The organism is Amycolatopsis sp. (genome assembly GCF_025464955.1).
Lineage (GTDB): Bacteria > Actinomycetota > Actinomycetes > Mycobacteriales > Pseudonocardiaceae > Amycolatopsis.
Map to the genome: position 1 here is coordinate 168355 of NZ_JAODNM010000117.1, position 25395 is coordinate 193749.

The following is a 25395-nucleotide window of genomic DNA, read 5'->3' on the forward strand; positions in this document are numbered from 1 at the left end:
TGTGGGTTTCACGCCAAGCCTGGTCCGCCCGACGAACGCCACCCGGCCGGGTCGACGCCGCCGGGGATCGGGGCGGCCGGGTCGTACGGCGTGCGGGTGAAGATGAACGTCGCCAGGTCGAGGTGGTTCGGGACGCCGTCGGCGTCGCGGCCGACGGTCAGCGTCTCGCCGGAGTAGTAGCCGTCGAGGCCGATCCAGCTGTCGTCGCCTTGCTGCCGGAAGCGTGACGCACGCCCGCTGCCGGTGGCCGGGGTGAGCCAGAACTGGCCGTCCGGGAGCAGCCGCAGATGGTAGGGCGTCGGGCCCCAATGCCACAAACCGGTCAGCGGCAGCAGTTTCGGGTCCACTGGGGACGGTGCCCACTCGGCGGGCAGCCGGGGCTCGAGCTCCTCGGTCAGGTTGATCAGGTCGATCGTCGTCTGCAGGATCGGTGCGCCGGACGTCGTGTTCGCCAGCAGCAGCGCGCCGGTCTGGGTGGCCGGGTCGATCAGCGTGCAGGCCAGGAAACCGGGCATCGACCCGGTGTGGCCGGCCAGGCGGCGGCCCTGGTGGCGGATCAGCTGCAGGCCGAGGCCGTAGCCGACGCTCCACTGGTCGCCGTCATCGACGGTCACCATCTCGCGCATCTCCGCGACGGTCGACGGGTCGAGCACGCCGTTGCTGTGCCCGCCGACGAACATGGTCCAGCGCGCCAGGTCGGTGACCGTCGACCAGAGCTGCCCGGCCGGCGCCATCGCGCCCGCGTCCGGGGACGGCTCGGGCAGCAGCGTGTCGGCCCACGGGTGGACCGCGAAGCCGTTCGCGTGCGCGCCCTCGGGATGCGGCGTGGTGCGGGACATGCCCAGCGGCGTCAGGACTTCCGCGGTGACGGCGTCGAGCCAGCTGGTGCCGCGATGCCGCGCGATGACCTCGCCGAGCACCCCGAAACCGACGTTGGAGTAGTGGAACCGACTGCCCGGCCGGTTCTTGATCGCGCCGGTGGCCAGGCTCGTGTCCAGTGCCTCCCAGCCTTCGCCCACGGTGCGTTCCCACCACGAGCCCGGTGACTCGGCAGTGAGGCCGGACGTGTGCGACAGCAGCTGCGCGATGGTCGACGAGCCGAGCGCGGTGCCGGAGACGTGCTTGTCGAGCGGGTCGTTGAGCGCCAGCTTGCCTTCGTCGCGCAGCCGCATGACTTCGGCGGCGACGACGGACTTCGTGATCGAGCCGAGCCGGTACTGCGTGTCCGCGCCTGGGCGCACTCCGTCGACGAACCCGCGGGCGCCCCACCAGGCGATTTCGCCCTCGCGGACGACGGCGGCGACCATCGACGGTACCCGGCACGTCGACTGGTCCTGGGCGAGGCGGCGGAGCAGCGCGAGCTCGGTGGAAGGCAGCATGCCGCACATTCTGCCTCGTGCGGCCCGCGTCAGCCCAGGAGGTTGCGGGACATGGCCGTGGTCACCGCGGCGGTCCGGTCCGAGACGCCGAGTTTGTTGAACACCCGCAGGAGGTGGGTTTTCACCGTCGCCTCGCTGATGTGCAGCGCACGCCCGATTTCGCCGTTGGTACCGCCCTTCGCGACGAGCTTCAGCACCTCGGTCTCGCGGGCCGAAAGCGACTGCGCCACCGGGTTGCGGACGCGGTTGACCAGCTTGCCCGCGATGGACGGCGCGAGCACGGTCTCCCCGCGTGACGCCGCGCGGATCGCGCCGGCCAACTCCGCGCGCGACGCGTCCTTCAGCAGGTAGCCAGAGGCGCCGGCCTCGACCGCGCGCAGGATGTCGGCGTCTGTCTCATACGTCGTCAGCACGACGACCCGTTGTGCCGGCGACTCGGCGAGGATCTTGCGCGTAGCACCGACGCCGTCGAGTCCGGGCATGCGGAGGTCCATCAGGATGACGTCCGGCTGCTTGACCCTGGTCAACGCGACGGCCTCGTCGCCGGAGCCCGCTTCGCCGACCACCGTCAGGTCCGGCTCTGCCTCCAGCATCCCGCGCAGCCCCTCGCGTACCACAGGATGGTCGTCCACCAACAGGATCGTGATCACGCCGGCACCTCCAGTTCCACTGTGGTCCCCCGAGAATGTCCACTGTGGACCCGCATGGCGCCGCCGACCTGGGCCACCCTGGTGCGCATGCCGCGCAGCCCGAAGCCTTCGGCCGGCCTGTCCGGATCGAACCCGACACCGTCGTCGGACACGCTGAGCCGCACCAGGCCGTCTGCCACCGAAAGCCGGACGAAAACGGTCGACGCCTTCGCGTGCTTGACGATGTTGGTCAGCGTTTCCTGCATGGCGCGAAGGAAGACGACCTCGGTCGGCGTGCCGAGTGCCGGCAGCGGGGCGACCTTGCAGGTCACCTCGATGTCCGACTCCTCGCCGAGCCGCTCGGCCTGGCGGCGGATGGCATCCTCCAGAGTGCCCGCCGACAGCGCCGACGGGGTCAGCGCGACGACCATTTCCCTTGCCTCCGCGAGGTTTTCGCGGGCCGTTCGGGCGGCGAGGGCGAGATGGCGGCGGACGGCGGCCGGGTCGGTGTCCAATTCGGACTCCATGGCCTGGGTGAGTGTCACGATGCTGGTGAAGCCCTGCGCCAGCGTGTCGTGGATCTCCCGGGCCAGGCGCTCCCGTTCCGCCGCTGTCCCGGCTTCGTGCGAGAGCCTGGCGACCTCGGCCTGGCTGGCTTCGAGCTCCTTGATCAGCTCGGCGCGTTCCGTGCTCTGGTTCATGATGCGTTCGGTCCAGCGGCCCATCAGCACGCTCGCCACGATCAGCATCGCGGTGATCGGGATGAGCGTACCCATGCTGGGGTCGCCGAACCCCTTGTCGACCAGCACCGACAGCGGCGGTAGCAGGATCGCGACCGCGGACACCACCACCGCGGCCGGTGTCGTCAGCAGCATGAACGCCAGCGGGCACACGGCGAACAGGACGAACCCGGCGTTGCGGTCGGCGAGGATCGCGACGGCGGCCAGCAGCAGGACGGCCGCCATGAACCGTACCGCTGACCGGCTGCTGTCCTTCTCCTGCCGCACGAGCCGCCTGCCGAATGCGACATAGCCGACGGCGCAGCAGGTCATCGCGCCGATCGACACCCAGCGTCCGGTGAGGCCGGTGTCGTCCGTGAACAGTTCCAGCGTGACCGTGACGACGTAGGTGATGGCGAAAAGTACGTCCCACAGCCAGAACCAGCGCCGCCAGGCGTCCACTGCCATCACCGTTCCGTGGTCGTCCAGCGGAACACCAGCCGGCACAGCACGAGTCCCACCACGCACCAGGCCCCGAGCACCAGCGCGACGGTCCCGAGTTCCCATTTACCCGCCATTTCGTACGCGGCCGCCTGCTCCGGCAGGAACACCGAGCGGAAGCCCTGGCAGATCCACTTCACCGGGAAGAACGACGCGATGTCGACCATAACCTTCGGCAGGTTGGTGATGGGGGTGACGAACACGCCCGAGATGAACTGGAGACACAGGTAGACGAGGTTGATCAGCGCCACCGCGCCGGTCGTCGACTTGACCACCGAGCTGACGAAGATCCCCATCAGCGCGCAGCCGATGATGCCGAGCGCGAACACCCAGAACAGGGTCAGCCACTTGGTCGGGTCGGACGGCAGCTTGAGGTCGAAGATCGGCACCGCGAGCCCGACCATGAGCACGACCTCGGCGAGGCTGGTCACCGCGACCAGGATGATCTTCCCGAGGAAGAACGACGTAGCCGTCATGGGCGTGCCGTGCAGGCGTTTGAGTGTGCCGTCCTCGCGGTTGGCGGTGAGGCCGACGCCCATGCTGCTGAACGACGTCGAGATGATGCCCGCGCCGATCATGCCCGCGGCGAGCAGCTGTCCGGAGGACACCCCGGGAATGGACGAAGCGCCGCCGATCAGGTTGCCCAGCAAGAGCATCAGCAGCACCGGCAGGGCGAACGTGAAGACCACCTGCTCGCGCTGACGGAAGAACTGGCGGAGTTCGGCGACGCCGCGAAGCAGGCCCAGCTCCAGGGTGCCGGGCAAGGGCTTGGCGGTATGCGTGGAGGTCATGCCTGCTCTCCGATCAGGTCAAGGTAGACGTCTTCCAGCGTCGGGCGGGAGACGGTGAGCTCGGCCAGTTCGCGGCCGCCGGCGGAGAGCTGGTGGATCAGTTTCGTGGGGTAATGGGTGCGCTCCTCGCGCGGGCCCGACGCCTCGATCCAGCGCACGGTCGCTTCGGCTCCGGCGCGACCACCGAGGGTCTGCGGGGTGTCTTCGGCGACGATCTGGCCGCGCGCGATGACGGCGACGCGGTCGGCGAGCGCTTCGGCTTCGTCGAGGTAGTGCGTGGTGAGGAGGATCGTGGTGCCCTCCTCGGCGAGCGACTTGATGAGCCTCCAGAACTGGCGCCGGGCTTCCGGGTCGAACCCGGTCGTCGGCTCGTCGAGGAACACGAGCTCGGGGTTGCCGATGATGCCCAACGCGACGTCGACCCGACGACGTTGTCCGCCGGAGAGCGTCTTCACGCGGGAGTTGGCTTTCTCGGTGAGCCCGACCTTCTCGACGACCTCGAGCGGGTCGCGGGGGTCGGCGTAGTAGCGGGCGAAGTGCCGGACGGTCTCCGCGACGGTCAGCTCGGCCGCGTCGTTGGCCGTCTGCAGCACGATGCCGAGCCGCGCCCGCCACTCGCGACCGGCCGTGCCGGGGTCCTCGCCCAGCACGCTGGCCTCGCCCGACGTGCGGTGGCGATGCCCTTCGAGAATCTCGACCGTGGTGGTCTTGCCGGCGCCGTTGGGTCCGAGCAGGGCGAACACCTCGCCGCGCTCGATGTCGAGGTCGATCCCCCCGACCGCGACATGCCCCGGGTACTCCTTGCGCAGTCCGCGCACTTTCACTGCGTTGGTCATGAACTGATCGTGCAGCGTCGGCGGTGCGCCAGGGACGTCCGGCGGGCTGAACCTGGCTGTCCACCGAACGGTGGACACGCGGTGTCACTCCCGAAGCGCGAAGGTTTCCCGTGGAACCAAGGAAAACGGGTTTAGGCAGGTGAAAGCGGGTCCGGCAAGGGGCAGAACTGGTGGCCGGCCATACGAACACCCGGGCGATCGGTGATGGGCGGTGACTGGCGGTGAGTGTGCGAGGGGTCCCGCACTGGCATCGGAAGCCACAAGGGTGGCCCCGAGGGGTCCTGCACAGCACCGCACGCTGTTGACAGAGTGTCTAACATGACTATATGTCTCATACGTGGGTGACGGCCAGCGACGGTGTACGCCTCTCGGTGCGGATCAGCGGTCCCGATGACGCGCCGACGGTCGTGCTCGTGCACGGGTATCCGGACGACGGTTCGATGTGGGACGGCGTGGTCGCCGAGCTCACGGGCCGGTTTCGGGCCGTGGTGTACGACGTGCGCGGCGCGGGCGAGTCCGGCAAGCCGAAAGGTCGGCGGTCCTACAAGTTGGACCAGTTGGCCCAAGATTTGGCCGCCGTGGTCGAAGCGGTCCAGCCCGAGGGCAAGGTGCACCTGCTGGCGCACGATTGGGGCTCGATCCAGACCTGGCATTCCGTCACTGGCGACGAGCTCCGCGGGCGGCTCGCGTCGTTCACGTCGGTGTCCGGGCCGAGTCTCGATCACGCGGGTGCTTGGTTCCGGGCGCAGATGCGGCCCAGCCCCCGGCGGCTCAAGCACGCCGTGACGCAGTTCCTGCACTCCGGTTACATCGTGTTCTTCCAGATTCCCTTGCTGCCACAGCTTTTGTGGCGGGTCGGCGCGATCGGCCGCCTGATGAAGGCGCTCGACCCGAGCGCGGAGAAGCCGAACGTCTCCGACGGTGTGCACGGCCTGAAGCTCTACCGCGCGAACATGCTGCCGAGGTTGTCCCGGCCGATGCCGCGGTCCGCCGAGATCCCCGTCCAGGTGCTCGCGCCGACCGGCGACGCGTTCGTGTCGACGCCCCTGCAGACCGAAATCGCCCGCTGGGTCCCGGATCTGCGCGTCCGCCGGATCACCGGTGGTCACTGGGTCACCCGCGCCAAGCCCGAGCTGATCGCCGGTGCGGCGGCCGAGCTGATCGACTACGTCGAAGGCGGCGAGGAGTCCCGAGGCCTCAAACGGTCCCGGGTGCGCGACGCGAAAACGCGCAAGTTCGCGAACAAGCTTGTCGTCGTCACCGGTGCCGGGAGCGGCATCGGACGTGCCACCGCGCTCGCGTTCGCCGGCGAAGGTGCCGACGTCGTCGTCACCGACATCAATCCGGAAGCCGCGAAGGAGACTGTCAACCTCTTGCGCGCCAAGGGATCTGTCGCTGCTGAGTACATAGTGGACTCGTCCGACGGGGACGCCGTCGGACGGTTCGCCAAGCAGGTCCGTGCCGAGCACGGCGTGCCGGACATCGTCGTGAACAACGCCGGGATCGGCATGTCCGGGCCGTTCCTGGACACCTCCGTCGCCGACTGGGAAAAGGTCATCGACGTCAACCTGTGGGGGGTCATCCACGGCTGCCGCGCGTTCGCCGAGCAGCTGGTGGAACGCGGCGAAGGCGGTCACATCGTCAACCTCGCGTCGATGGCGGCGTACATGCCGTCGAAGATCCTGCCCGCGTATTCGACGTCGAAGTCCGCGGTGCTGATGCTCAGCGAATGCCTCCGCGCGGAACTCGCCCGCGAGAACATCGCCGTGACCGCGATCTGCCCAGGAATCGTGCACACCAACATCACCGGCTCGACGCGGTTCGTCGGCGTCGACAAGCAAGAGCAGAGCCGGCGGCAGAAGGCGAGCACGAAGATCTACGGCAAGCGGAACTTCGGACCGGAGAAGGTCGCGCGGGATATCCTGCGTGCCGTGGAACGCAATACCGCCGTCGCGCCGTCGACCCCGGAAGCCAAAGCCGTGCTCGTCCTGTCGCGCCTGACGCCCGGGCTGCTCCGCACGGCCGCGAAACTGGACGTCACGCCTTGACCGAAGCCCGCAAACCGCGCCGGATGTCCCCGCAGGCGCGGCGCGACGAGCTGATCCGCGCGGCACTGGACCTGTTCGCCAGCCGGGCGCCGGAACTGGTCACGGTCGACGACATCATCGTGCGCGCCGACGTCTCGCGGCCGTTGTTCTACCGGTATTTCTCGAGCCTGCGGGAGCTGCAGATCGAGGCTCTGCACACCGTCACCGACGGGCTGATCGACGGGCTCGCGCGGCGCCAGGAGGGGACGCCGCTGGACCGCCTGCGCGGGGTCGTCCGCGGGCTGATCGACGTCGCCGCTGAGTACCAGGCGGGGTATATCGCGTTGCTGCGCGGTGGATCGGTGATCGCGACCTCGGAGACGGACGCCGTTGTCGACCAGGTCCGCAACCGCTCGGTGGAGCTGATCCTGGAGGCGACCGGCGTCGCCGAGCCGTCCCCGCTGCTGCTGCTGACGCTGCGGTGCTGGACGGCCGTGGTCGAGGGCGCGCTGCTGACGTGGCTGCAGGAACGCACGATCCCGCGTGAGGACCTCGACGGCTGGCTCGTCGACCAGCTCGTCGCCATGGTCGCCGCGACCGCGGCCCACGACCCCACCGTCGCCGTCCTCCTCGACGCCACCTGACCCCCTGCCGGACCCCCAGGACGGGCACTTTTCCACAAGAGTGCCCTCGTTGAGGGCTCAAGCAGGGCAAAAAGTACAAAAGTGCCCACGCAACTCGCCGTCGAGTTGCGGTAGTTAGCGTCCGCAAGGATCGCAACTCGACGGCGAGTTGCTGTCATCGGCTTCGCGTGGACGGGACCGGTCAGCTGGTGAGGGCGTGGAGGACGGCGCGGATGAGCGGGTGGGTGTCGCTGCCGGTGCGCACGGCGGCGAAGACGCGCCGCAGCGGCACGGTGCCGCGTACGGGCAGCGCGACCGCGCCAGGCAGGTCCGTGAACGCGTGCCGCGGGACCAGCGCGACGCCCGCCCCGGCCGCGACCAGCGAGACGATCGCCCGGAAATCGTCGGAAGTGTGCGTGATGTGCGGGTTTTCGCAGACCAGCGTGACGACGTCACGGCACGGGTTGCCCGGCAGCGGCGCGATCCAGTCCTCGTGCGCCAACTCCAGCACGTCCGCCGACGCCTCCCCGGCCAGCCGGTGTCCTGCAGGCAGGACGACGTCGAAAGGCTCGGTGTAGAGCGGGAAACGCGTGAGCCGCCGGTCGTCGGTCCGGGGTACGGACCGGTACTCCTCCGCGATCGCGATGTCGATCTCGCCGTCGAGCAGCAGCGGAACACTCGCGTGCCCCTCTGCGTCGCGCACCACGACGGTCACCTCGGGCGCGGTGGCGCGCAACGCGGCGATCGCCGGCGCGACGACCTGCGTGATCGCCGACGCGAAACTCGCGATCTCGACACGTCCGCTGACCCCGGCCGCGAACGCCGCGAGCGTCGCCTGCGCGCGTTCCAGTTCGGCCGCGACGGCGTTGGCGTGCACCACAAGCAGCTCGCCCGCCGCCGTCAGCGACACCCGGCGACCACGTCGTCGCAGCAGCTCCTGGCCCGTCTCGGCTTCGAGCGCGGCGAGCTGCTGCGACACCGCCGACGCAGTCAGGTGCAGCGCCTGGGCAGCCGCGGTCACCGTGCCGTGGTCGGCCAGCGCTGCCAGCACCCGAAGCCGTCGAGGGTCGATCACGCGTTCAGTTTGCTCCTGGCCGCCACGAAGGCGTCCACCGCGCGGTTGACGTCGTCGGCGGTGTGGGCGGCCGACATCTGCGTTCGGATGCGCGCCTTTCCGTGCGGCACCACGGGATAGGAGAACCCGATCACGTAGATTCCCTGGTCCAGCAACAGGTCGGCCATCGTCCCGGCCAGCGTGGCATCGCCGAACATCACCGGGATGATCGGGTGCTCGCCGGGCAGCAGATCGAAGCCCTCCTCGGTCATCCTGCGGCGGAACAGTTCCGTGTTCGCCCGCAGCCGCGTCAGCAGCTCGCCCGACGACGTCAGCAGGTCCAGCGCGGCCAGCGCGGCGGCGGTGATCGACGGCGCGAGCGAGTTGGAGAACAGGTACGGCCGCGAACGCTGCCGAAGCATCTCCACGATTTCCTTGCGGGCACTGACATAACCGCCACTGGCACCGCCCAATGCCTTGCCGAGCGTGCCGGTGAAGATGTCGATCCGGTCGGTGACGCCGAACAGTTCGGGTGTGCCGCGCCCGGTCGGGCCGGTGAAACCAACGGCGTGCGAGTCGTCGACCATGACCAGCGCGTCGTACCGCTCGGCCAGGTCGCAGATCTCGTCGAGGGGCGCGAGGTAACCGTCCATTGAGAACACACCATCGGTGGCGATCAGCCGGTATCGCGCGTCCTTGGCGTCGACGAGCTGCCGCTCGAGGTCGGCCATGTCGCGGTTCTTGTAGCGGTACCGCTTCGCCTTGCACAGGCGGACGCCGTCGATGATCGACGCGTGGTTGAGCTCGTCGGAGATCACCGCGTCCTGGTCGTTGAGCAGTGTCTCGAACAGACCGCCGTTGGCATCGAAGCAAGAGCTGTAAAGGATGGTGTCCTCGGTGCCGAGGAACTGCGAGAGCCGGGCTTCCAGCTCTTTGTGCGGTTCCTGTGTGCCGCAGATGAACCGCACCGAGGCCATCCCGAAGCCCCACTTGTCCAAGGCCGTGTGGGCGGCCTCGATCAATGTTGGGTGGTCGGCGAGGCCGAGATAGTTGTTGGCGCAGAAGTTGAGCACCTCGTCGCCGGAGCCGACGCGCACGGTGGCGTTCTGCGGGCTGCCGATCACGCGCTCGCCCTTGTACAGCCCGGCTTCCCGGATCTCGTCCAGTCCGGTCCGGAGGTTCTCGCGCATCGAGCCGTACATCAGTTCTCCGTCCAGTCGAGGATGACTTTGCCGCACTGCGCCTCGCGCGTGGTGGCGAAGGCCTTCTCGTGCTCGGTGTAGTGGAAGCGGTGGGTGATCACCGGGCTCAGGTCGAGGCCGCCCTGCAGGAGCACCGACATCGAGTACCAGGTCTCGAACATCTCCCGGCCGTAGATTCCCTTGAGGTGCAACATCTTCAGCACGATGCTGCTGAAGTCGACGGCGAACTCCTCCGACGGCAGGCCCAGCATCGCGATCTTGCCGCCGTGGGTCATGTTCGCGATCATCTCGCGCAGCGCGCTCGGCTTACCGGACATCTCCATGCCGACGTCGAAGCCCTCGGACATGCCCAGCCCCGCCTGCGCTTCGGCGACGGTCGACTTGGAGACGTCGATCGCCAGGTCGACGCCGACCCGCCGGGCCAGGTCGAGGCGGTGCTCGCTGACATCGGTGATCGCGACGTGGCGGGCGCCCGCGTGCTTGGCGATCGCGGCGGCCATGATCCCAATCGGGCCGGCGCCGGTGATCAGCACGTCCTCGTTGATGACCGGGAACGACAGCGCGGTGTGGACGGCGTTGCCGAGCGGGTCGAAGATCGCCGCGACGTCGAGGTCGACGGCCGTCTGGTGCACCCAGGCGTTCTGCGCCGGCAGCACGGCGTACTGGGCGAACGCACCGTCGGTGTGGACGCCGAGGCCGCGCGTGTGTGCGCACAGGTGGCGGCGCCCTGCCTTGCAGTTGCGGCAGGTGCCGCACACCAGGTGGCCCTCGCCGCTGACCAGGTCGCCGACCTTGACCCCGGTCACGGCCGCGCCGGCTTCGACGACCTCGCCGACGAACTCGTGGCCGACGATCAGGGGCGCGACGATGTTGCTCGCGGCCCAGTCGTCCCAGGACTCGATGTGCAGGTCGGTCCCGCAGATCCCGGTGCGCAGCACGCGCACCACCACGTCACCAGGGCCGGCGACCGGGTCGGGGACGTCGATCAGTTCCAGACCGGGGGCCGCGGCCACCTTGACCAATGCCTTCATGGGCATGAGTGTCGCCCCGCGCCGCTGTGCAGTCCATCAGTGTTTTCTGAATTCACTTGTAAGTGGAACTGCACAGGGCGGGCAACGGGACGTGAAGGCCACCTTCAGTGCGCAATTCGTTGTGAAGGTGGCCTTCACGTCCCGTCAAACCCCTCAGAGCAGGTCCCAGCCCTCGACTTCCTGTGGGGTGCGGGGGCCGGGGCCGACGTACTTGGCCGACGGGCGCACCAGGCGTCCGGTCTTCTTCTGCTCCAGGATGTGCGCGGCCCAGCCGGCGGTGCGGGCGGAGCTGAACATCGCGGGCATCATGTGCGGCGGCACCTCGGCGAAGTCGAGGATGACCGCGGCCCAGAACTCGACGTTGGTCTCGATCGGGTGATCCGGGCGGCGCTCACGCAGCTCGGCGAGCGCGGCCTGCTCCAGCGCGGCGGCCACCTCGTAGCGGGCGGCGCCGAGCTCCTTGCAGGTGCGGCGAAGCACGCGGGCACGCGGGTCCTCCGCGCGGTACACGCGGTGGCCGAAGCCCATCAGCCGTTCCTTGTGGTCGAGGATGCCCTTGACCAGCTTGCGGGCGTCGCCGGTGCGCTCGACCTCCTCGATCATCGGCAGCACCCGGGCGGGCGCACCGCCGTGCAGGGGGCCGGACATCGCGCCGATCGCGCCCGACATCGCGGCGGCCACGTCGGCGCCGGTGGACGCGATCACGCGCGCGGTGAACGTCGACGCGTTGAGGCCGTGCTCGGCGGCGGACACCCAGTAGGCGTCGACGGCCCGGACGTGAGCCGGGTCCGGCTCACCGCGCCAACGGACCATGAAGCGCTCGGTGATGGAGGCGGCCTGGTCGACCCGTGACTGCGGGACGGCGGGCAGCGCGGTGCCGCGAGCGGACTGCGCGACGTAGGAAAGTGCCATGACAGAGGCGCGGGCGAGCTGGTCGCGGGCCTCGACGTCGGTGATGTCCAGTAACGCTTTGTAACCCCAGATCGGGGCAAGCATGGCGAGTGCGGCTTGGACGTCGACGCGGACGTCACCGGTGTGCACGGGCAGTGGGAACGGCTCGGCCGGCGGGAGTCCGTGTCCGAACCGCCCGTCCACGAGCAGGCCCCAGACGTCGCCGAAGGTCACCTTGCCGGCGAGATCCTCCAGGTTGACGCCGCGGTAACGCAGCGCGCCGCCGTCCCGATCAGGTTCGGCGATCTCGGTGCGGAAGGCGATGACGCCTTCGAGTCCCGGGCGGAAACCGTCGTCGGCGGCGTCTGCCGACGGCGCTGACGCGGTCGGGACGGTCGATACAGGCGCTGAGGTAGTCACTATGTGTAGACCTTTCGATGCGCTTTACCCCGACATTTCACACGCGGACGGGTTACACGCAGAGCGCGCCTCATCGCACGGTTGGTCAAACGATGCTCCTAGAACTCGCCGGTAGCAATCGTAAGATGTGGTGGTTTCGGTCACGATTACGAGAACGATTCAGTCAAACGGGCCGCCGGACGCCAAACGTTCCTGTTTTGGAGCCTCCCGACGCCCGGTGGGACGACGTATCCGCCAGGTAAATCCTGGGTTTCGCGCGGGTGTGAATCCATCGGTGTGGTGATAGACCTTTCCCATGCATCTGAGCCCGCAGGAACGGGACAAACTGCTCATCCACGCCGCCGCGGACGTCGCGCGCCGCCGGCTTGAGCGCGGCGTCCTGCTCAACTACCCCGAAGCCGTCGCGCTGATCAGCGAGCACGTGCTCGAAGGCGCGCGTGACGGGCGGACCGTAGTTGACCTGGTGTCCAGCGGCCGAACGGTGCTCAGTGTCGGACAGGTCCTCCCCGGCGTCCCCGAAATGGTCGACTCGGTGCAGGTCGAGGCCACTTTTCCGGACGGCACCAAGCTCGTCACCGTGCATGACCCGATTCCGGGCGGCAGCGGGCTGCACCCCGGCGAGATCATCCCCGGTGACGAGGCCGTCGAGCTGAACCCGGGCCGGCCGCGGCAGCGGCAGCTGGTGCGCAACCTCGGCGACCGCCCGGTGCAAGTCGGGTCGCATTTCCACTTCGCCGACGTTAACGACGGCCTGGAGTTCGACCGTGAGGCCGCGCAGGGACACCGGCTCGACGTCCCGGCCGGGACGTCCGTCCGGTTCGAACCGGGGGTCGAGCGAGAGGTGGACCTCGTTCCGTTGGCGGGAGACCGGATCGTTCCGGGGTTGCGTAGGGGGCGGGCATGACCCAGATCGATCGTGCGCGTTATGCGGAGCTGTTCGGGCCGACGACCGGCGACCGGATCCGGCTTGCCGACACCGACCTGCTGATCGAAGTCACCGAGGATCGCAGCCGCGGCACCGGCTCCGGGGACGAGGTGCTCTTCGGCGGCGGCAAGGTGATCCGGGAGTCGATGGGCCAGGGCATGGCCACCCGCGCCGAGGGCGCGCCCGACCTGGTCATCACCGGCGCGGTGATCCTCGACCACTGGGGCATCGTCAAGGCCGACGTCGGCGTGCGCGACGGCCGGATCGTCGGCATCGGCAAGGCGGGCAACCCGGACATCATGGACGGCGTCGACCCCGCGCTGGTCATCGGGCCGTCCACGGAAGTCCTGTCCGGCAACGGGAAGATCCTCACCGCGGGCGGCGTCGACTGCCACGTCCACTTCATCTGCCCGCAGCTGATGGACACCGCGCTCGCCGCGGGAATGACCACAGTGGTCGGTGGCGGCACCGGTCCCAACGAGGGCAGCAAGGCCACCACGATCACGCCCGGCGCCTGGAACCTGGGCCGGATGCTGGCCGCGACGGATCCGTATCCGATCAACGTCCTGTTGATGGGCAAGGGAAACACCGTCCGCCACGAAGCGCTGCGCGAGCAGCTTGTCGCGGGTGCGGGCGGGTTCAAGCTGCACGAGGACTGGGGGACCACGCCCGGCGCGATCGACGCGTGTCTCACCGTGGCCGAGGAGTCCGGTGTCCAGGTCGGGATCCACACCGACACGCTCAACGAGGCCGGGTTCCTGGAGTCCACTGTGGACGCCATTGCCGGGCGCTCGATCAACGCGTTCCACACCGAAGGCGCCGGCGGCGGGCATGCGCCGGACATCATCCAGGTCGTCGGACTGTCCAATGTGCTCCCGTCTTCGACCAATCCGACGCGGCCGCACACCGCGAACACGCTCGACGAGCATCTCGACATGCTGATGGTGTGTCACCATCTCAACCCGTCGGTCCCGGAAGACCTGGCCTTCGCCGAAAGCCGCATCCGGCCGACGACGATCGCCGCCGAGGATGTCCTGCACGACATGGGCGCGATTTCCATGATGAGCTCGGACTCCCAGGCGATGGGCCGGATCGGTGAGGTCATCATCCGGACCTGGCAGACCGCGCACGTGATGAAACGCCGTCGCGGCGCGCTGCCCGGCGACGGCCGCGCGGACAACCTGCGAGCCCGTCGTTATGTCGCCAAATACACGATCAACCCGGCGATCGCGCACGGGATGGCCTCGGAAATCGGTTCCGTCGAGATCGGGAAACTCGCCGACCTCGTGCTGTGGGAACCGAAGTTCTTCGGCGTCCGTCCGCATGTCGTGCTGAAGGGCGGATTCGCCGCCTGGGCGGCGATGGGCGACGCGAACGCGTCGATCCCGACTCCGCAGCCGGTGCTGGCGCGGCCGATGTTCGGCGCGGCACCCTCGGTGGCCGCAGCGAGCAGCCTGTTCTTCGTCGCACCGGAGGCGATGGACAGCGGTTTGGCGGAGAAGTTCGGTCTCTCCCGGAAACTCGTGCCGGTGTCGAACACGCGTCGGGTGAGCAAGGCGGACATGGTGCTCAACGACCTGCTGCCGAATGTGCGCGTCGATCCGGACAGCTTCGCAGTCCACGTCGACGGGGAGTTCATCGAACCGCAGCCGGTGACCGAACTGCCGATGGCGCAACGTTATTTTCTGTTCTGATGGACCTTTCCGCGGTGATCCTCGCCGACTCCCGGTTTCCCGGCGGGGGCCACGTCCACTCCGGTGGGCTCGAGGAGGCGGTGGCGCGAAAGCTGATCGCCCACGAGCGCGACCTGCCTGCGTTCCTGAGTGGACGGTTGCGGACGGCCGGTGCGCTGGCGGCGGTTTTTGCCGCGGCTGCAGCGCATGCGGCGAGCCGAAACGTCCACAGGGGACATTGGCGGCTGCTCGATGTCGAACTGGACGCCCGGACGCCGTCGGTGGCGCAACGCGAAGCCTCCCGCGCGCAAGGCCGGGGGACAGCACGTGCCGGGAGGATCTCTTGGCCTTCGCCAGTCCTCGATGGACTGATCGCGGCCACCCCGCGTCCGCATCACCCGATCATTCTCGGGGCGCTGGTCGGGGTCGCGGGCGGTTCCCCGCTCGACGCGGCGTCGTCGGCGGCATACCTGGCGATCAGCGGGCCGGCGAGTGCGGCGGTTCGGCTGCTCGGGCTGGATCCGTTTGCTGTCAACGCTGTCGTCGCACAGCTGTCAGGTGCGCTGCACGCTGTTGCCGGGCGCGCGGCGGCTGTCGCTGGTGACGCGCCTGCTGACCTGCCATCGCCCGGCTCCCCGGCGCTGGATCTACTCGCCGAGGCGCATGCCCGGCACCACAAGGAAGAGGTGCGTCTCTTTGCCAGTTGAACACGAGCATGGACACGAGCACGGGCATGGTCATTCGGTGGGCGGGCACACTCACCCGGTCAACTTCGATCCGACCGCGACCGAGCCGGACCCGTACGGCCACGCGCCGATCACCGGGCGCGCGTACCGGATCGGCATCGGCGGGCCGGTCGGCAGCGGAAAGACCGCGCTGGTGGCCGCGCTGTGCCGGGCGCTGGGCGACGAGATCGATCTCGCCGTGGTGACCAACGACATCTACACCACCGAGGACGCGGATTTCCTTCGTAAGGCGGGTGTTCTCGACGTCGAAAGGATCGAGGCGGTGCAGACGGGCGCGTGCCCGCACACCGCGATCCGTGACGACATCACCGCGAACCTCGACGCCGTCGAGCGGCTGGAAGAGAAGTTCCCCGGGTTGGAGTTGGTGATCATCGAGAGCGGCGGGGACAACCTCACCGCGGTGTTCAGCCGGGGACTCGCCGACAGTCAAGTGTTCGTAGTGGACGTTGCGGGCGGTGACAAGGTGCCGCGCAAGGGCGGGCCGGGAGTGACCACCGCGGACATGCTGGTGATCAACAAGGTCGACCTCGCGCACCTCGTCGGCGCGGACATGGACGTCATGACATCCGACGCCCACCGCATGCGCGGTGAGCTGCCGGTGATCACCCAGTCCTTGGTGGACACTCCGGACGCGCCGGACGTGGCGAAGTGGGTGCGTTCGCTGCTGTGAAAGCCCACGCTCGTGTGGTCGCCGAACTCGACGGCACCGGCCGGACGGTGTTGCGCGAGCTCCGGTCGATGTCGCCGTTGACGTTGATTCCCAAGCGGGGCAACGGTCCCGTGGCGATCGTGCACCTCGTGAATTCGGCAAGTTCGCCGTTGGGCGGAGACGAGCTCCGGCTGACGTTGCGAGTCGGACCCGGAGCCCGGCTGCGTCTGGCCGGCGTCGCCGCGACGATCGCGTTGCCAGGTCCGCGTGGCGAGGCTTCCGTGTCTACTGTGGACATCGAAGTCGGGGACGGCGGCGAGCTCGAGTACCTGCCGGAGCCGACAGTGGTGACCGCCCGAGCCCGGCACGTCGTCGAACTCCGCGCGTCACTGTCGGCCAATGCGCGCTTGTGTGCTCGCGATGTTCTCGTCCTGGGACGCGCGGGCGAGCTGCCGGGCCGCTTCACGACGTCACAGCACGTCGTGTGCGGTGACGTCCCGCTGCTGCGGCAAACGCTGGACATCGACGACGTCGACGTCCTCGCCGGTCGACGCGTCCTTGCCACGGAACTCCGCTTCGGCGATCCCGCCGTCACCCCCGCGAGCGGCGACTGGTGGTCGCTCACCCCGCTCGCCGCGGGTGGCTCCCTCGCCACCGCGCTGGCCCACGACGCCGTCACCGCCCACCACGCCCTAACCCTCGCCACGCGTCCGGTTTAGGGCTCGTGAGTGTTCCGGCCGCTTAGAACCGGCCGGAACATTCACGAGCCCTAGACGCGACTACCCACCCGGGCGGTCGGCATCGGCAAGTCGACCACGCTCGCCCCGGGCTCCTGGCAAAGGTCGTGGCAGGTGGCGTCGAGGGTGCAGCAGAGCGAGCAGATCGCGCCCTCCTGCTTGGGGCAGTCCGCGACGTCGGGCAGTTCGTACGCATCGCCGCACACCAAGCATTTGTGCGTCGCCTGGAGGTCTTCGGCGCCGGAATCCGGGCCGCTGACGGTGTTCGGCCGCGCGAGGTAGTACTTGCCCTTTGTCACGACGGCCAGGACGGGCACCAGCACAACCGCGATGACGATCGCCAGCAGCGGGCTGAACGCCGCCAGGAAGTGCCCGAACGCCCCGAAGTACGCCGCGATCGACACTGCCGACGCCACCAGCATCGACCCGAACCCGACCGGGTTGATCTTGTGCAGGTACGCCCGTTTGAACTCGATGTACCGCGGCGAGAGGCCCAGCGGTTTCGCGATGACGAGGTCCGCGCACACCGCGCCGATCCACGCGATCGCGATGTTGGAGTAGAAGCCGAGGATCTTGTTCAGGAAGCCGAACGCGCCGAACTCCATCAGAGCCACCGCGATCCCGCAGTTCACCAGCACGTACCAGACCCGGCCGGGATGCTTGTGCAGGATGCGCGAGAAGAAGTTGGCGAACGACAGCGACCCGGAGTAGGCGTTGGTCGTGTTGATCTTGATCTGCGAGACGACCACGAACAGCGACGCGAACGTCAGCGCGAGCGGCCCGAGAGCCGGCTTGACGGCGTTGAGGTATGGCGCGATCGGTTCCAGCGCGCTCGCCTTGCCGACGACGCCGAGCGCCAGGAACGCCAGCAGCCCGCCGCCGATCTGCTTCGCCGCGCCGAGGACCACCCAGCCGGGGCCGGCCATCAGCACCGCGGTCCACCACGAACGCTTGTTCTCGGCCGTCTTCTCCGGCATGAACCGCAGGTAGTCGGCCTGTTCGCCGATCTGCCCGATCAACGACAGCGCGACGCCCATCCCGAAGCCGAACCCGATCGCGGAGAACCCGGACCCGGCGCCGTCGGTGCCCCCGAAGTGCGCGAACTCGCTGAACCTGCCCGGTTCGCGGATGATCACCACGATGAACGGCAGCAGCAGGCCGGCGATCCACAGCGGCTGCGTCCACGTCTGCATCTTCGCGACCGCGCCCATGCCGTACAGCGCGAACGGCAACACGATCAACGTCGCGAGCAGGTACCCGACGGCCAGCGGGATGCCCAACGCGAGCTGGAACGCCTGGCCCATGATCGAGCCTTCGAGCGAGAAGAAGATGACCGTGAAGCTCGCGTACACCAGCGACGTCAGCGTCGACCCGAAGTAGCCGAAGCCCGCTCCGCGGGTCAGCAGGTCCATGTCGACGCCGTATTTCGCGCACGCGTGCGCGATCGGGACCCCGGTCACGAAGATCACGAGCGCGGCCGCCAGGATCGCGAGGACCCCGGAAGTGAAGCCGTACGAGAGGAAGATGCTCGCCCCGATCGCGAAGTCCGCGAGGTAGGCGATGCCGCCCAACGCCGTCGTCGCGACGACGAAGGGCGACCAGCGGCGGAACGAATGCGCGGCGAACCGGAGTGAGTAGTCCTCGCGGTTCTCGTTCGCGGCGAGCGCCGCGTACTTGCGTTTCGCGGTGCTTTCAGTGTCTCCAACGACGTCGTTGGCAGTGTTTTCCACGGTGTCCGTCATCTGCGGCCTCCGGAGTGCGGTGGTCCTCGTCGCGGGAGCAGGGGTGACGGTAAAGCCGAACTTTATCGATCAGGGGCCGCTGGGTAACCGCAGTGTTAAGCCTTAAGGGCGCCTTGGGGTGGCAGGAGTCACCGTTCAGTGGGTTCCCCCGCGCCCTGCCAGGCAATACCGTCGGCTGATAGTCCGAAGTCACTACAGCCCCACAGGGCCGGAGGTCTCGCGATGAGGTCGGAAACCGACAACGCTGCAGTAGCCACGGACGTAGCCGTGCGGCTACCTGGAATGCGAGTGGCCTACGACGGCGACTCGTTCGACGAGTCCGCGCTGGCGGCCACCTGGACCGAACAGCTCCAGGGCTGGCTGAACCAGGCCGTGTCGGCGGGTATCCCCGAGGCGAACGCGATGGTGCTGGCCACCGCCAGTCCCGACGGGCGGCCGTCGTCGCGCACCGTGTTGTGCAAGGGCCTCGACGAGCGAGGCGTCGTCTTCTACACCAACTACACCTCGAGCAAGAGCCACGACCTGACCGCGACGAGGTACGCGTCCGCCACCTTCCCCTGGTACTCGCTGCACCGGCAGGTGCACGTCCGCGGCGAGGTGGAGAAGGTCGACATCTCCGAGACCGCCGCCTACTGGGCGTCCCGGCCGCGGGGCTCGCAGCTCGGCGCCTGGGCGTCGCCGCAGTCCCGGCGCGTCGAGGGCCGCCGTTCGCTCGACACGGCGTTGCACAGCATCGAACGTCGCTTCGCCGGCGTCGAGGAGATCCCGTTCCCGCCCCACTGGGGTGGCTGGCGCATCCGCCCCGACGTCGTCGAGTTCTGGCAGGGCCGCCAGGACCGCATGCACGACCGCCTCTGCTACGTCCGCACGGACGATGGCTGGCACATCGAGCGCGTCGCCCCTTGATTTAGCTGGCCGTGAAGGCCACCTTCACGGCCGATTACGCCGTGAAGGTGGCCTTCACGCACGTTCAGGGGCGAGGAAAATCACGCGGACTTGGGTAGTTAGCGCCGCTAAGATGTCGGGTTGTGAGTAGTCAGCGGGGGACTGAAGAACGTAAAGGCGCGCGCAAGATACTTGGTTCGATCGTGGTCGACACGCGGCCGCTGAAGATCCCGGCGTACCGGCGGCTGTGGGTGTCCACCGCGGTTACCGCGATCGGTAGCCAGCTGACAGCCGTCGCCGTGCCGAAACAGGTGTACGACTTGACCGGCTCGTCCGGCTTTGTCGGGCTTACGGGTGCTGTCGCGCTGGTGCCGTTGTTGGTCTTCGGGCTTTGGGGCGGCGCGATCGCGGACACCGTCGACCGCCGCAAGCTGCTCCTCGTCACCAACACCGGCATCGCGCTGACCTCGGCAATGCTCTGGGTGCAAGCCCTCGTCGGCGTCGGCTCGGTGTGGCTGGTCCTCACGCTGCTTGGCGCCAACCAGGCATTCTTCGCGGTCAACATGCCGACCCGCAGCGCGGTGATCGCCCGGCTGGTCCCGGTCGAACTGCTTCCCGCGGCCATTTCGCTCGGCGCGACGATGATGCAGTTCGGCGCCGTCCTCGGCCCGATGGCTGCCGGCGCGCTGATGCCCGTGGTCGGATTATCCACTTTGTACCTGGTCGACACGGTCGCGCTCACCGTGACGCTGTTCGCCGTATGGAAGTTGCCCGCCCTCCCGCCGACGAACGGCCCGTCACGCCGTGCCGGGATCCGCGACGTCGTCGACGGTTTCCGTTACCTGGCAACGCAGAAGATCCTGCTCGCGTCCTTCCTGGTCGACATCATCGCGATGGTGTTCGGCATGCCGCGGGCACTGTTCCCAGAAATGGCCGAACGTACTTTTGGTGACCCGCCGGGCGGTGGCGTGGCACTTGGCTGGCTCTACGCCGCGATCCCGATCGGTGCGCTGATCTGCGGGATCGCGTCCGGCTGGCTCTCGCGCATCGGCAGGCACGGCGTCGCCGTCACGATCGCGATCTGCGTGTGGGGCGCCTCCGTGCTGGGCTTCGGGATGACCCATTCCCTGTGGCTCGCCGTCGTGTTCATGGCGCTGGCCGGCGCCGCGGACTTCGTCAGCATGGTGTTCCGCAGCTCGATTCTGCAGAGCGCCACGACCGACGAAATGCGCGGCCGTCTGCAGGGCGTGTTCACCGTGGTCGTGGCGGGTGGTCCGAGGATCGCCGACGTGACCCACGGCTGGGCGGCGGCCGGGGTCGGTACCGCGGTCGCGGCGTCCGGCGGCGGCGCGCTGGTGATCGTGGTGGTGATCGCCACCGTCGCCCTGTTGCCCGCGTTCTGGCGGTACCGCGCCCCGACGTCGGTCAAGAGCTGAACTTCGCCAGATCCACCGGGTCGTGCGAGGTGAAGATATCGACCTCGTCGCCGTGGTTCCTGGCTAGTTCGCGTAGTCGGCGGACGTTGGCTACACGCGGTTCTTTCTTCGTCTGCATCAGGTTCTGGAACAGCTCCAGGCCCGGCGGGCAGTGCGGTTTGACCGGGTCGAGCTGGCCGTGGAAGAAGTACGCGTCCCCGGCGTGCAGCAGCCAGCCGTCCCCGGTGTCCACTGCGACGCCCGCGTGGCCCATGGTGTGCCCGGCCAGTGGAACGAGCAGGATTTCCGGTGGCAGGCCTTTGAGTTCGCGGACGGCTTCGAAACCGAACCAGCTCTCGCCGGACTCGTCGTAGATGCTCCACTGTGGATTGTGGGCGAACTGGGCCCCACGGAACCTGGTGCGCTCGCGCGGGTGTTTCGGTGCCGTTGCGACGCGGTGTTCTTCTGCGCGGACGTGCACCAAAGCGTTCGGGAAGTCCGCGAGTCCGCCGGCGTGGTCGATGTCGAGATGGGTCGGCACGATGTGCCGGACGTCTTCGGGGGACAGCCCGAGCGCGGTGATCTGCGCCGCGGCCGAGTCCTCAATGGTCGGTTGCGGGCCGGTGAACGTGACGAAGTTCCGGCCGAGCCAACGGCTTGGGTTTTCGACCGCTTGCCGCCCGAATCCGGTGTCCACCAGCACAAGCCCGTCGCCGGTTTCGATCAGCAGGCAATGGCAGACGAGGTGCGAGCGCCGGAGGAGGCCGGGGCGGCCGTCGACCAGTTTCCCGCCGATCGGATGCATGGTCCCGCAGTTCAGGTGGTGGACCTTCATCGTTCGCTCCTCATGATCGCCGGTCGAGGATGATGCGCAGGTGTGCGCTGATTGCGCGCAGAGGCGCGAGGTCGTGCTGTGTCTTGGCCAGGAGAAGGCCGCCTTCGATCGACGCGATGATGACCGTGGCGAGCTGCTCCGAGTCTTCGATTCCTTGCGCGGAAAGGTATTCCGCGGCGGCTTCCTGCCATGAAAGGTAGCCGCCGGCGCACGCCAACCGGATCGGCTCGCTGTCGTCCGAGGCGTCCAGTGCGACTGTCGCGATGGGACACCCGCGGTGGAACTCGGACGCCGCGAGCGCGTCCGCCAGCGCGTTGATGATCATGCTGACGGCGTCCGCCGGACCGGACGCGTGCTCGGTGATGGCTTTGAGCTGGTCGCGCAGTCGTGCGCTGGAAATCTCGATCGCCTCGGCGGCGAGCTGCTCCTTTCCGCCGGGGAAGTGGAAGTACAGCGAACCCTTGGGCGCGCCGCCGGCGGCGAGGAGCTGGTTGAGGCCTGTCGCGTGATAGCCCTGGGTGTGGAACAGTTCGGCCGCGGTCTCGAGCATGCGGCGACGGGTGTCCGTGCGGTGGACCATGAGACGACCTTAGCTCAAACTATGACGACTGGTCTAGTGATTTTCGCTGAAAAAATTACTGTCGGCAACCGGGTGACCCGGCTGGAACCGTGACCGTGACGGGGCGCAACATCGAACTGAGAGAGGGGATATTTGCCATGAGCGAAAACGAGTTCGCCGCGCTTCCCGGCAGTGAGCGCGCGGCACTTGAAGATGTCGAGGTCGTCGGCCCGGTCGACGCCGCCGAGCGGATCACGGTGACGCTGATCCTGCGCCGGCGCGCCGAGTTGCCCGAGGAGCTCGTCGAGGGTCCGGAAACGTTGACCCGCGAGGAGTTCGCCGCGCGGCACGGCGCCGATCCCGCCGACGTGGAGGCCGTACGCACGGCTCTGACCAGCGCCGGCCTCGAGATCGTCGACTCTGACGCGGGCTCTCGGCGGGTCGTCGCGGAGGGTCCGGTGGGTGCGATCACCACGGCCTTCGGCACCGACCTGAACGTCGTCCGCAACACCGATCCCGTAGGCGGCGGCCAGATCGAGCATCGGGCGCGGTCCGGTGAGCTGAACGTGCCCGTTGCCCTCGACGGGATCGTCGAGGCGGTGCTCGGCCTGGACGATCGTCCGCAGGCCCGGATCAACGTGAGCAGGCTCGGTGCGCATGCGCAGGCCGCGCAGCGGAAGTCGTACAAGCCCAACGCTTTGGCGACTGTCTACAAGTTCCCGGCCGGCACCGACGGCACCGGGCAGACGTTGGCGATTCTCGAACTCGGCGGCGGGTTCGTACAGTCCGATTTGGACACTTACTTCGGCATCCTCGGAATCGCGACGCCGTCGGTCACGGCCGTGGGCGTCGACGGCGGCACGAACGCGCCGTCGAACGACCCGAACTCCGCCGACGGCGAGGTGATGCTGGACATCGAGGTCGCCGGAGCCCTCGCACCGAAGGCGACGCAGCTGGTCTACTTCGCGCCCAACACCGACCGCGGCTTCGTCGACGCGCTGAGCACCGCCGTGCACGCGTCGCCGACGCCGACCGTGGTCAGCATCAGCTGGGGTGGCGCGGAAGACCTGTGGACCGCGCAGGCGCGCAAGTCGTTCGACGCCGCGCTCGCCGACGCCGCCGCGATGGGTGTCACGGTCACGGTTGCCAGCGGGGACAACGGAAGCCTCGACGGTCAGACGGACAAGAAGCAGCACACGGACTTCCCGTCGTCGAGCCCGCACGCGCTGGCTTGCGGCGGCACCAACCTCGACGCGGACGCCGCGGGTGCCGTCACGTCGGAGACGGTGTGGAACGGCGGCACCGGCAAAGGGGCCACTGGCGGCGGTGTCAGCGACAAGTTCGCCTTGCCGACGTACCAAGGAAAAGCGGGCGTACCGACTCGCGTCGGCACCGGCAAGTCCGGACGCGGAGTGCCCGACGTCGCGGCCGTCGCGGACCCGGCCACCGGGTACGAGATCCAGGTCGACGGGCAGATGCTGGTCTTCGGCGGCACGAGCGCGGTGGCGCCGTTGTGGGCGGCGCTGATCTGCCGACTGGCGCAAGCGCTCGGGAAGCCGCTCGGGTTGGTGCACACGCAGCTGTACGCCGGCGTAGCGGCGGGTCAGGTGCAGCCCGGCTTCCGTGACGTCACCGAGGGAGACAACGGCGCGTACAAGGCCGGGACGGGCTGGGACGCCTGCACCGGCCTCGGCGTCCCCGACGGCGAAGCCCTCCTCGCGGCGCTTCGCGGGGCGGCTGCGGGTTAGCTGTGGCGTTCCCTCTGGGCCACCCCCGTGGCGTTCAACGCCACAAGGGTGGCCCGAGGGGTCCTTAGCGGCGCTCGGAACTCTAACGGCGCTCGGGTTGCTAGCGTGGCCTTAAGGCTACGACATGGCGACCCGCGCAGTGCGTTGGCCGCCAATGCCTGGAGCTTAGGGGTGTCCGGTGGCTGTGGCGTTGTGACGTGTCGTGAAGGCCACCTTCACGGCGTAAGGCGTACTCAACTAGGCCTTCACAACCTTTCTGCCTGCCGAAAGTGCCTTCAGGTGCCCCAACAGTCACATCGCCATCACCAGCACCACCTGCACGACGTGACTGGCCTTCAACCCCGCTACCAGCACCCACCACCCCGCCCCACCCTTTAGTTCCAGGCATCGACGTTGGACGCACTGCGAGGGTCGCCATGTCGTGGCCTTGAGGGGTCCTTAGCTCAGCCCCTGGACGCGCGGAGTGGGAATCCCACTGGCGGGATCTCGGCTGGCATCCTTCTGTGATCACTTGCGCACGGGAGGTAGCAGGGTGGCCGTTCGTACGAGTCCGGTGTTGAGCAAGCGCCGGCTCGGTCGCCGGATCAAGAAGCTGCGCATCAGCGCCCGCATGAGCCTGGATGAGGCAGCGGAGAAGCTGGACAAGACCCGCAGTTCGCTCAGCCGCATCGAGAACGGGTTGACGAGGGCCGACGTTCACCTCGTCCGGTCGATGATGGACGTCTACGACTGCCGCGACGACTGGCTCATCGAACTCGCCCGAAGAGCGAGCCGAAAGGGCTGGTGGCTCACGTTCGGGATCACCGACAAGGGCTACATCGGCATGGAGACGGAAGCCGCTGACGCTCTGACCTGGCAACTTGCCTACATCCCCGGCCTGCTGCAGACCGAGGCGTACATGCGGGAGTTGTTTAGCACGGGTCCCCGCTGGAGCAAGGAGCAATTCGAGAATCACGTCAAGGCGAGGATGTTCCGCCAGGAGCGACTTGTCGATCCTGATCAGCCGCTCAGGCTGACGGCAATCGTCGACGAATCGGTATTGACCCGGCCTATCGGCGGAGCCGAGGTCATGCGAGCCCAACTGAACAGGCTCGTCGAGTTCGGCGGTCTCGCGACCGTGAGTTTGCAGGTCCTCCCACACGGCCCTAAACCGCACTCGGGCATGGACGGCGCCTTCACGATCCTTCGCTTCGAAGAAGCCGAGGATCCTGACTTGCTATATCTGGAACCGGTAACGGGTTCGATCCACTCAGAAGAACCGGAAGAGGTCCGGGCCGCTAGGCTGGTGTTCGATCGGCTGCGCTCCGAGGCGCTGTCGCCGGACGAATCGGTGGCCTTCATCGGGCGTATGGCGGCGCAGCTGTAGTCGACGCTTGAG

General features: G+C 68.2%; 23 protein-coding genes. 11 read left to right on the forward strand and 12 right to left on the reverse strand.

The genetic code is table 11. The features are described from left to right. Positions 1-8 precede the first annotated feature (8 nt). From JWQ81_RS28570 to JWQ81_RS28590, 5 genes are read right to left on the reverse strand one after another with little or no spacing between them, the layout of a single operon-like run. Positions 9-1379 (reverse strand): serine hydrolase, encoded by a 1371-nt coding sequence (locus JWQ81_RS28570; protein WP_297546321.1) that lies wholly within the window; start codon positions 1377-1379, stop codon positions 9-11. Positions 1380-1408: 29 nt separating this feature from the next. Beyond that, positions 1409-2029, reverse strand: coding sequence for a response regulator transcription factor (locus JWQ81_RS28575; RefSeq protein WP_297546323.1), 621 nt, complete (start codon positions 2027-2029; stop codon positions 1409-1411). Continuing rightward, complete coding sequence (locus JWQ81_RS28580) at positions 2026-3195, reverse strand: sensor histidine kinase (RefSeq protein ID WP_297546325.1); 1170 nt, start codon at positions 3193-3195, stop codon at positions 2026-2028. Before JWQ81_RS28580 ends, JWQ81_RS28575 begins: the two co-directional genes overlap by 4 nt. After that, on the reverse strand, positions 3195-4019 hold the full coding sequence (locus JWQ81_RS28585; protein WP_297546327.1) for an ABC transporter permease: 825 nt from the start codon (positions 4017-4019) through the stop codon (positions 3195-3197). The genes JWQ81_RS28580 and JWQ81_RS28585 overlap by 1 nt, the downstream gene beginning before the upstream one ends. Next, positions 4016-4855, reverse strand: coding sequence for an ABC transporter ATP-binding protein (locus JWQ81_RS28590; RefSeq protein WP_297546329.1), 840 nt, complete (start codon positions 4853-4855; stop codon positions 4016-4018). Before JWQ81_RS28590 ends, JWQ81_RS28585 begins: the two co-directional genes overlap by 4 nt. A 326-nt stretch (positions 4856-5181) precedes the next feature. On the opposite strand from JWQ81_RS28590, the gene JWQ81_RS28595 reads away from it, so the two are divergent. After that, positions 5182-6903, forward strand: coding sequence for an SDR family oxidoreductase (locus JWQ81_RS28595; RefSeq protein ID WP_297546331.1), 1722 nt, complete (start codon positions 5182-5184; stop codon positions 6901-6903). 23 nt (positions 6904-6926) lie between these two features. Then, positions 6927-7526, forward strand: coding sequence for a TetR/AcrR family transcriptional regulator (locus JWQ81_RS28600; RefSeq protein ID WP_297546429.1), 600 nt, complete (start codon positions 6927-6929; stop codon positions 7524-7526). Positions 7527-7707: 181 nt separating this feature from the next. On the opposite strand, the gene JWQ81_RS28605 is transcribed toward JWQ81_RS28600, so the two are convergent. The 4 genes from JWQ81_RS28605 to JWQ81_RS28620 form a co-directional block, all read right to left on the reverse strand. Next, complete coding sequence (locus JWQ81_RS28605; protein WP_297546333.1) at positions 7708-8580, reverse strand: LysR family transcriptional regulator; 873 nt, start codon at positions 8578-8580, stop codon at positions 7708-7710. Then, positions 8577-9761 carry a glycine C-acetyltransferase gene (locus tag JWQ81_RS28610; RefSeq protein WP_297546334.1) on the reverse strand — a complete coding sequence of 395 codons (1185 nt, stop codon included), beginning with the start codon at positions 9759-9761 and terminating at the stop codon, positions 8577-8579. Before JWQ81_RS28610 ends, JWQ81_RS28605 begins: the two co-directional genes overlap by 4 nt. Continuing rightward, positions 9761-10792, reverse strand: a complete 1032-nt coding sequence (tdh, locus tag JWQ81_RS28615) for an L-threonine 3-dehydrogenase (RefSeq protein WP_297546336.1) — start codon at positions 10790-10792, stop codon at positions 9761-9763. Before tdh ends, JWQ81_RS28610 begins: the two co-directional genes overlap by 1 nt. A 153-nt stretch (positions 10793-10945) precedes the next feature. After that, entirely contained in the window at positions 10946-12103 is a 1158-nt protein-coding gene (locus JWQ81_RS28620) for a citrate synthase 2 (RefSeq protein WP_297546338.1), read from the reverse strand. Between the two features lie 295 nt (positions 12104-12398). On the opposite strand from JWQ81_RS28620, the gene JWQ81_RS28625 reads away from it, so the two are divergent. The 5 genes from JWQ81_RS28625 to JWQ81_RS28645 are packed head-to-tail and all read left to right on the forward strand — an operon-like array spanning position 12399 to position 16815. Then, positions 12399-13007, forward strand: a complete 609-nt coding sequence (locus tag JWQ81_RS28625) for an urease subunit gamma (protein WP_297546340.1) — start codon at positions 12399-12401, stop codon at positions 13005-13007. Continuing rightward, the gene (locus JWQ81_RS28630; protein WP_297546342.1) at positions 13004-14722 is read left to right on the forward strand and encodes an urease subunit alpha; all 1719 of its coding nucleotides are present in this window, start codon (positions 13004-13006) and stop codon (positions 14720-14722) included. The genes JWQ81_RS28625 and JWQ81_RS28630 overlap by 4 nt, the downstream gene beginning before the upstream one ends. After that, positions 14722-15408: an urease accessory UreF family protein gene (locus tag JWQ81_RS28635; RefSeq protein WP_297546343.1), complete on the forward strand. Its 687-nt coding sequence runs from the start codon at positions 14722-14724 to the stop codon at positions 15406-15408. The genes JWQ81_RS28630 and JWQ81_RS28635 overlap by 1 nt, the downstream gene beginning before the upstream one ends. Beyond that, the gene (gene ureG / locus JWQ81_RS28640) at positions 15365-16117 is read left to right on the forward strand and encodes an urease accessory protein UreG (RefSeq protein ID WP_297546345.1); all 753 of its coding nucleotides are present in this window, start codon (positions 15365-15367) and stop codon (positions 16115-16117) included. Before JWQ81_RS28635 ends, ureG begins: the two co-directional genes overlap by 44 nt. After that, positions 16114-16815: an urease accessory protein UreD gene (locus JWQ81_RS28645; protein ID WP_297546347.1), complete on the forward strand. Its 702-nt coding sequence runs from the start codon at positions 16114-16116 to the stop codon at positions 16813-16815. The genes ureG and JWQ81_RS28645 overlap by 4 nt, the downstream gene beginning before the upstream one ends. Positions 16816-16865: 50 nt before the next feature. On the opposite strand, the gene JWQ81_RS28650 is transcribed toward JWQ81_RS28645, so the two are convergent. Continuing rightward, positions 16866-18575 (reverse strand): hypothetical protein, encoded by a 1710-nt coding sequence (locus JWQ81_RS28650; protein WP_297546348.1) that lies wholly within the window; start codon positions 18573-18575, stop codon positions 16866-16868. Between the two features lie 222 nt (positions 18576-18797). Here JWQ81_RS28650 and pdxH point away from each other — a divergent pair, with 222 nt between their 5' ends. After that, on the forward strand, positions 18798-19481 hold the full coding sequence (gene pdxH, locus JWQ81_RS28655; protein ID WP_297546350.1) for a pyridoxamine 5'-phosphate oxidase: 684 nt from the start codon (positions 18798-18800) through the stop codon (positions 19479-19481). A gap of 182 nt (positions 19482-19663) precedes the next feature. Beyond that, positions 19664-20896: an MFS transporter gene (locus JWQ81_RS28660; RefSeq protein WP_297546352.1), complete on the forward strand. Its 1233-nt coding sequence runs from the start codon at positions 19664-19666 to the stop codon at positions 20894-20896. Here the strand turns inward: JWQ81_RS28660 and JWQ81_RS28665 are convergent. Continuing rightward, on the reverse strand, positions 20886-21710 hold the full coding sequence (locus JWQ81_RS28665) for an MBL fold metallo-hydrolase (protein WP_297546354.1): 825 nt from the start codon (positions 21708-21710) through the stop codon (positions 20886-20888). The genes JWQ81_RS28660 and JWQ81_RS28665 overlap by 11 nt on opposite strands. A gap of 10 nt (positions 21711-21720) precedes the next feature. After that, on the reverse strand, positions 21721-22290 hold the full coding sequence (locus JWQ81_RS28670; protein ID WP_297546356.1) for a TetR/AcrR family transcriptional regulator: 570 nt from the start codon (positions 22288-22290) through the stop codon (positions 21721-21723). 137 nt (positions 22291-22427) lie between these two features. Here JWQ81_RS28670 and JWQ81_RS28675 point away from each other — a divergent pair, with 137 nt between their 5' ends. Then, entirely contained in the window at positions 22428-24017 is a 1590-nt protein-coding gene (locus JWQ81_RS28675; protein WP_297546357.1) for a S53 family peptidase, read from the forward strand. A gap of 553 nt (positions 24018-24570) precedes the next feature. After that, positions 24571-25383, forward strand: a complete 813-nt coding sequence (locus tag JWQ81_RS28680; RefSeq protein WP_297546359.1) for a helix-turn-helix transcriptional regulator — start codon at positions 24571-24573, stop codon at positions 25381-25383. Positions 25384-25395 lie beyond the last annotated feature (12 nt).

What these genes read in the sequence shown, in the direction of transcription:
- JWQ81_RS28570 (WP_297546321.1), bottom strand. Translation starts at nt 1,379, where the DNA reads ATGCTGCCTTCCACCGAGCTCGCGCTGCTCCGCCGCCTCGCCCAGGAC.
- JWQ81_RS28580 (WP_297546325.1), bottom strand. Translation starts at nt 3,195, where the DNA reads ATGGCAGTGGACGCCTGGCGGCGCTGGTTCTGGCTGTGGGACGTACTT.
- JWQ81_RS28585 (WP_297546327.1), bottom strand. Translation starts at nt 4,019, where the DNA reads ATGACCTCCACGCATACCGCCAAGCCCTTGCCCGGCACCCTGGAGCTG.
- JWQ81_RS28590 (WP_297546329.1), bottom strand. Translation starts at nt 4,855, where the DNA reads ATGACCAACGCAGTGAAAGTGCGCGGACTGCGCAAGGAGTACCCGGGG.
- JWQ81_RS28595 (WP_297546331.1), top strand. Translation starts at nt 5,182, where the DNA reads ATGTCTCATACGTGGGTGACGGCCAGCGACGGTGTACGCCTCTCGGTG.
- JWQ81_RS28600 (WP_297546429.1), top strand. Translation starts at nt 6,927, where the DNA reads ATGTCCCCGCAGGCGCGGCGCGACGAGCTGATCCGCGCGGCACTGGAC.
- JWQ81_RS28610 (WP_297546334.1), bottom strand. Translation starts at nt 9,761, where the DNA reads ATGTACGGCTCGATGCGCGAGAACCTCCGGACCGGACTGGACGAGATC.
- tdh (WP_297546336.1), bottom strand. Translation starts at nt 10,792, where the DNA reads ATGAAGGCATTGGTCAAGGTGGCCGCGGCCCCCGGTCTGGAACTGATC.
- JWQ81_RS28625 (WP_297546340.1), top strand. Translation starts at nt 12,399, where the DNA reads ATGCATCTGAGCCCGCAGGAACGGGACAAACTGCTCATCCACGCCGCC.
- JWQ81_RS28630 (WP_297546342.1), top strand. Translation starts at nt 13,004, where the DNA reads ATGACCCAGATCGATCGTGCGCGTTATGCGGAGCTGTTCGGGCCGACG.
- JWQ81_RS28635 (WP_297546343.1), top strand. Translation starts at nt 14,722, where the DNA reads ATGGACCTTTCCGCGGTGATCCTCGCCGACTCCCGGTTTCCCGGCGGG.
- ureG (WP_297546345.1), top strand. Translation starts at nt 15,365, where the DNA reads ATGCCCGGCACCACAAGGAAGAGGTGCGTCTCTTTGCCAGTTGAACAC.
- JWQ81_RS28650 (WP_297546348.1), bottom strand. Translation starts at nt 18,575, where the DNA reads ATGACGGACACCGTGGAAAACACTGCCAACGACGTCGTTGGAGACACT.
- pdxH (WP_297546350.1), top strand. Translation starts at nt 18,798, where the DNA reads ATGAGGTCGGAAACCGACAACGCTGCAGTAGCCACGGACGTAGCCGTG.
- JWQ81_RS28665 (WP_297546354.1), bottom strand. Translation starts at nt 21,710, where the DNA reads ATGAAGGTCCACCACCTGAACTGCGGGACCATGCATCCGATCGGCGGG.
- JWQ81_RS28670 (WP_297546356.1), bottom strand. Translation starts at nt 22,290, where the DNA reads ATGGTCCACCGCACGGACACCCGTCGCCGCATGCTCGAGACCGCGGCC.
- JWQ81_RS28675 (WP_297546357.1), top strand. Translation starts at nt 22,428, where the DNA reads ATGAGCGAAAACGAGTTCGCCGCGCTTCCCGGCAGTGAGCGCGCGGCA.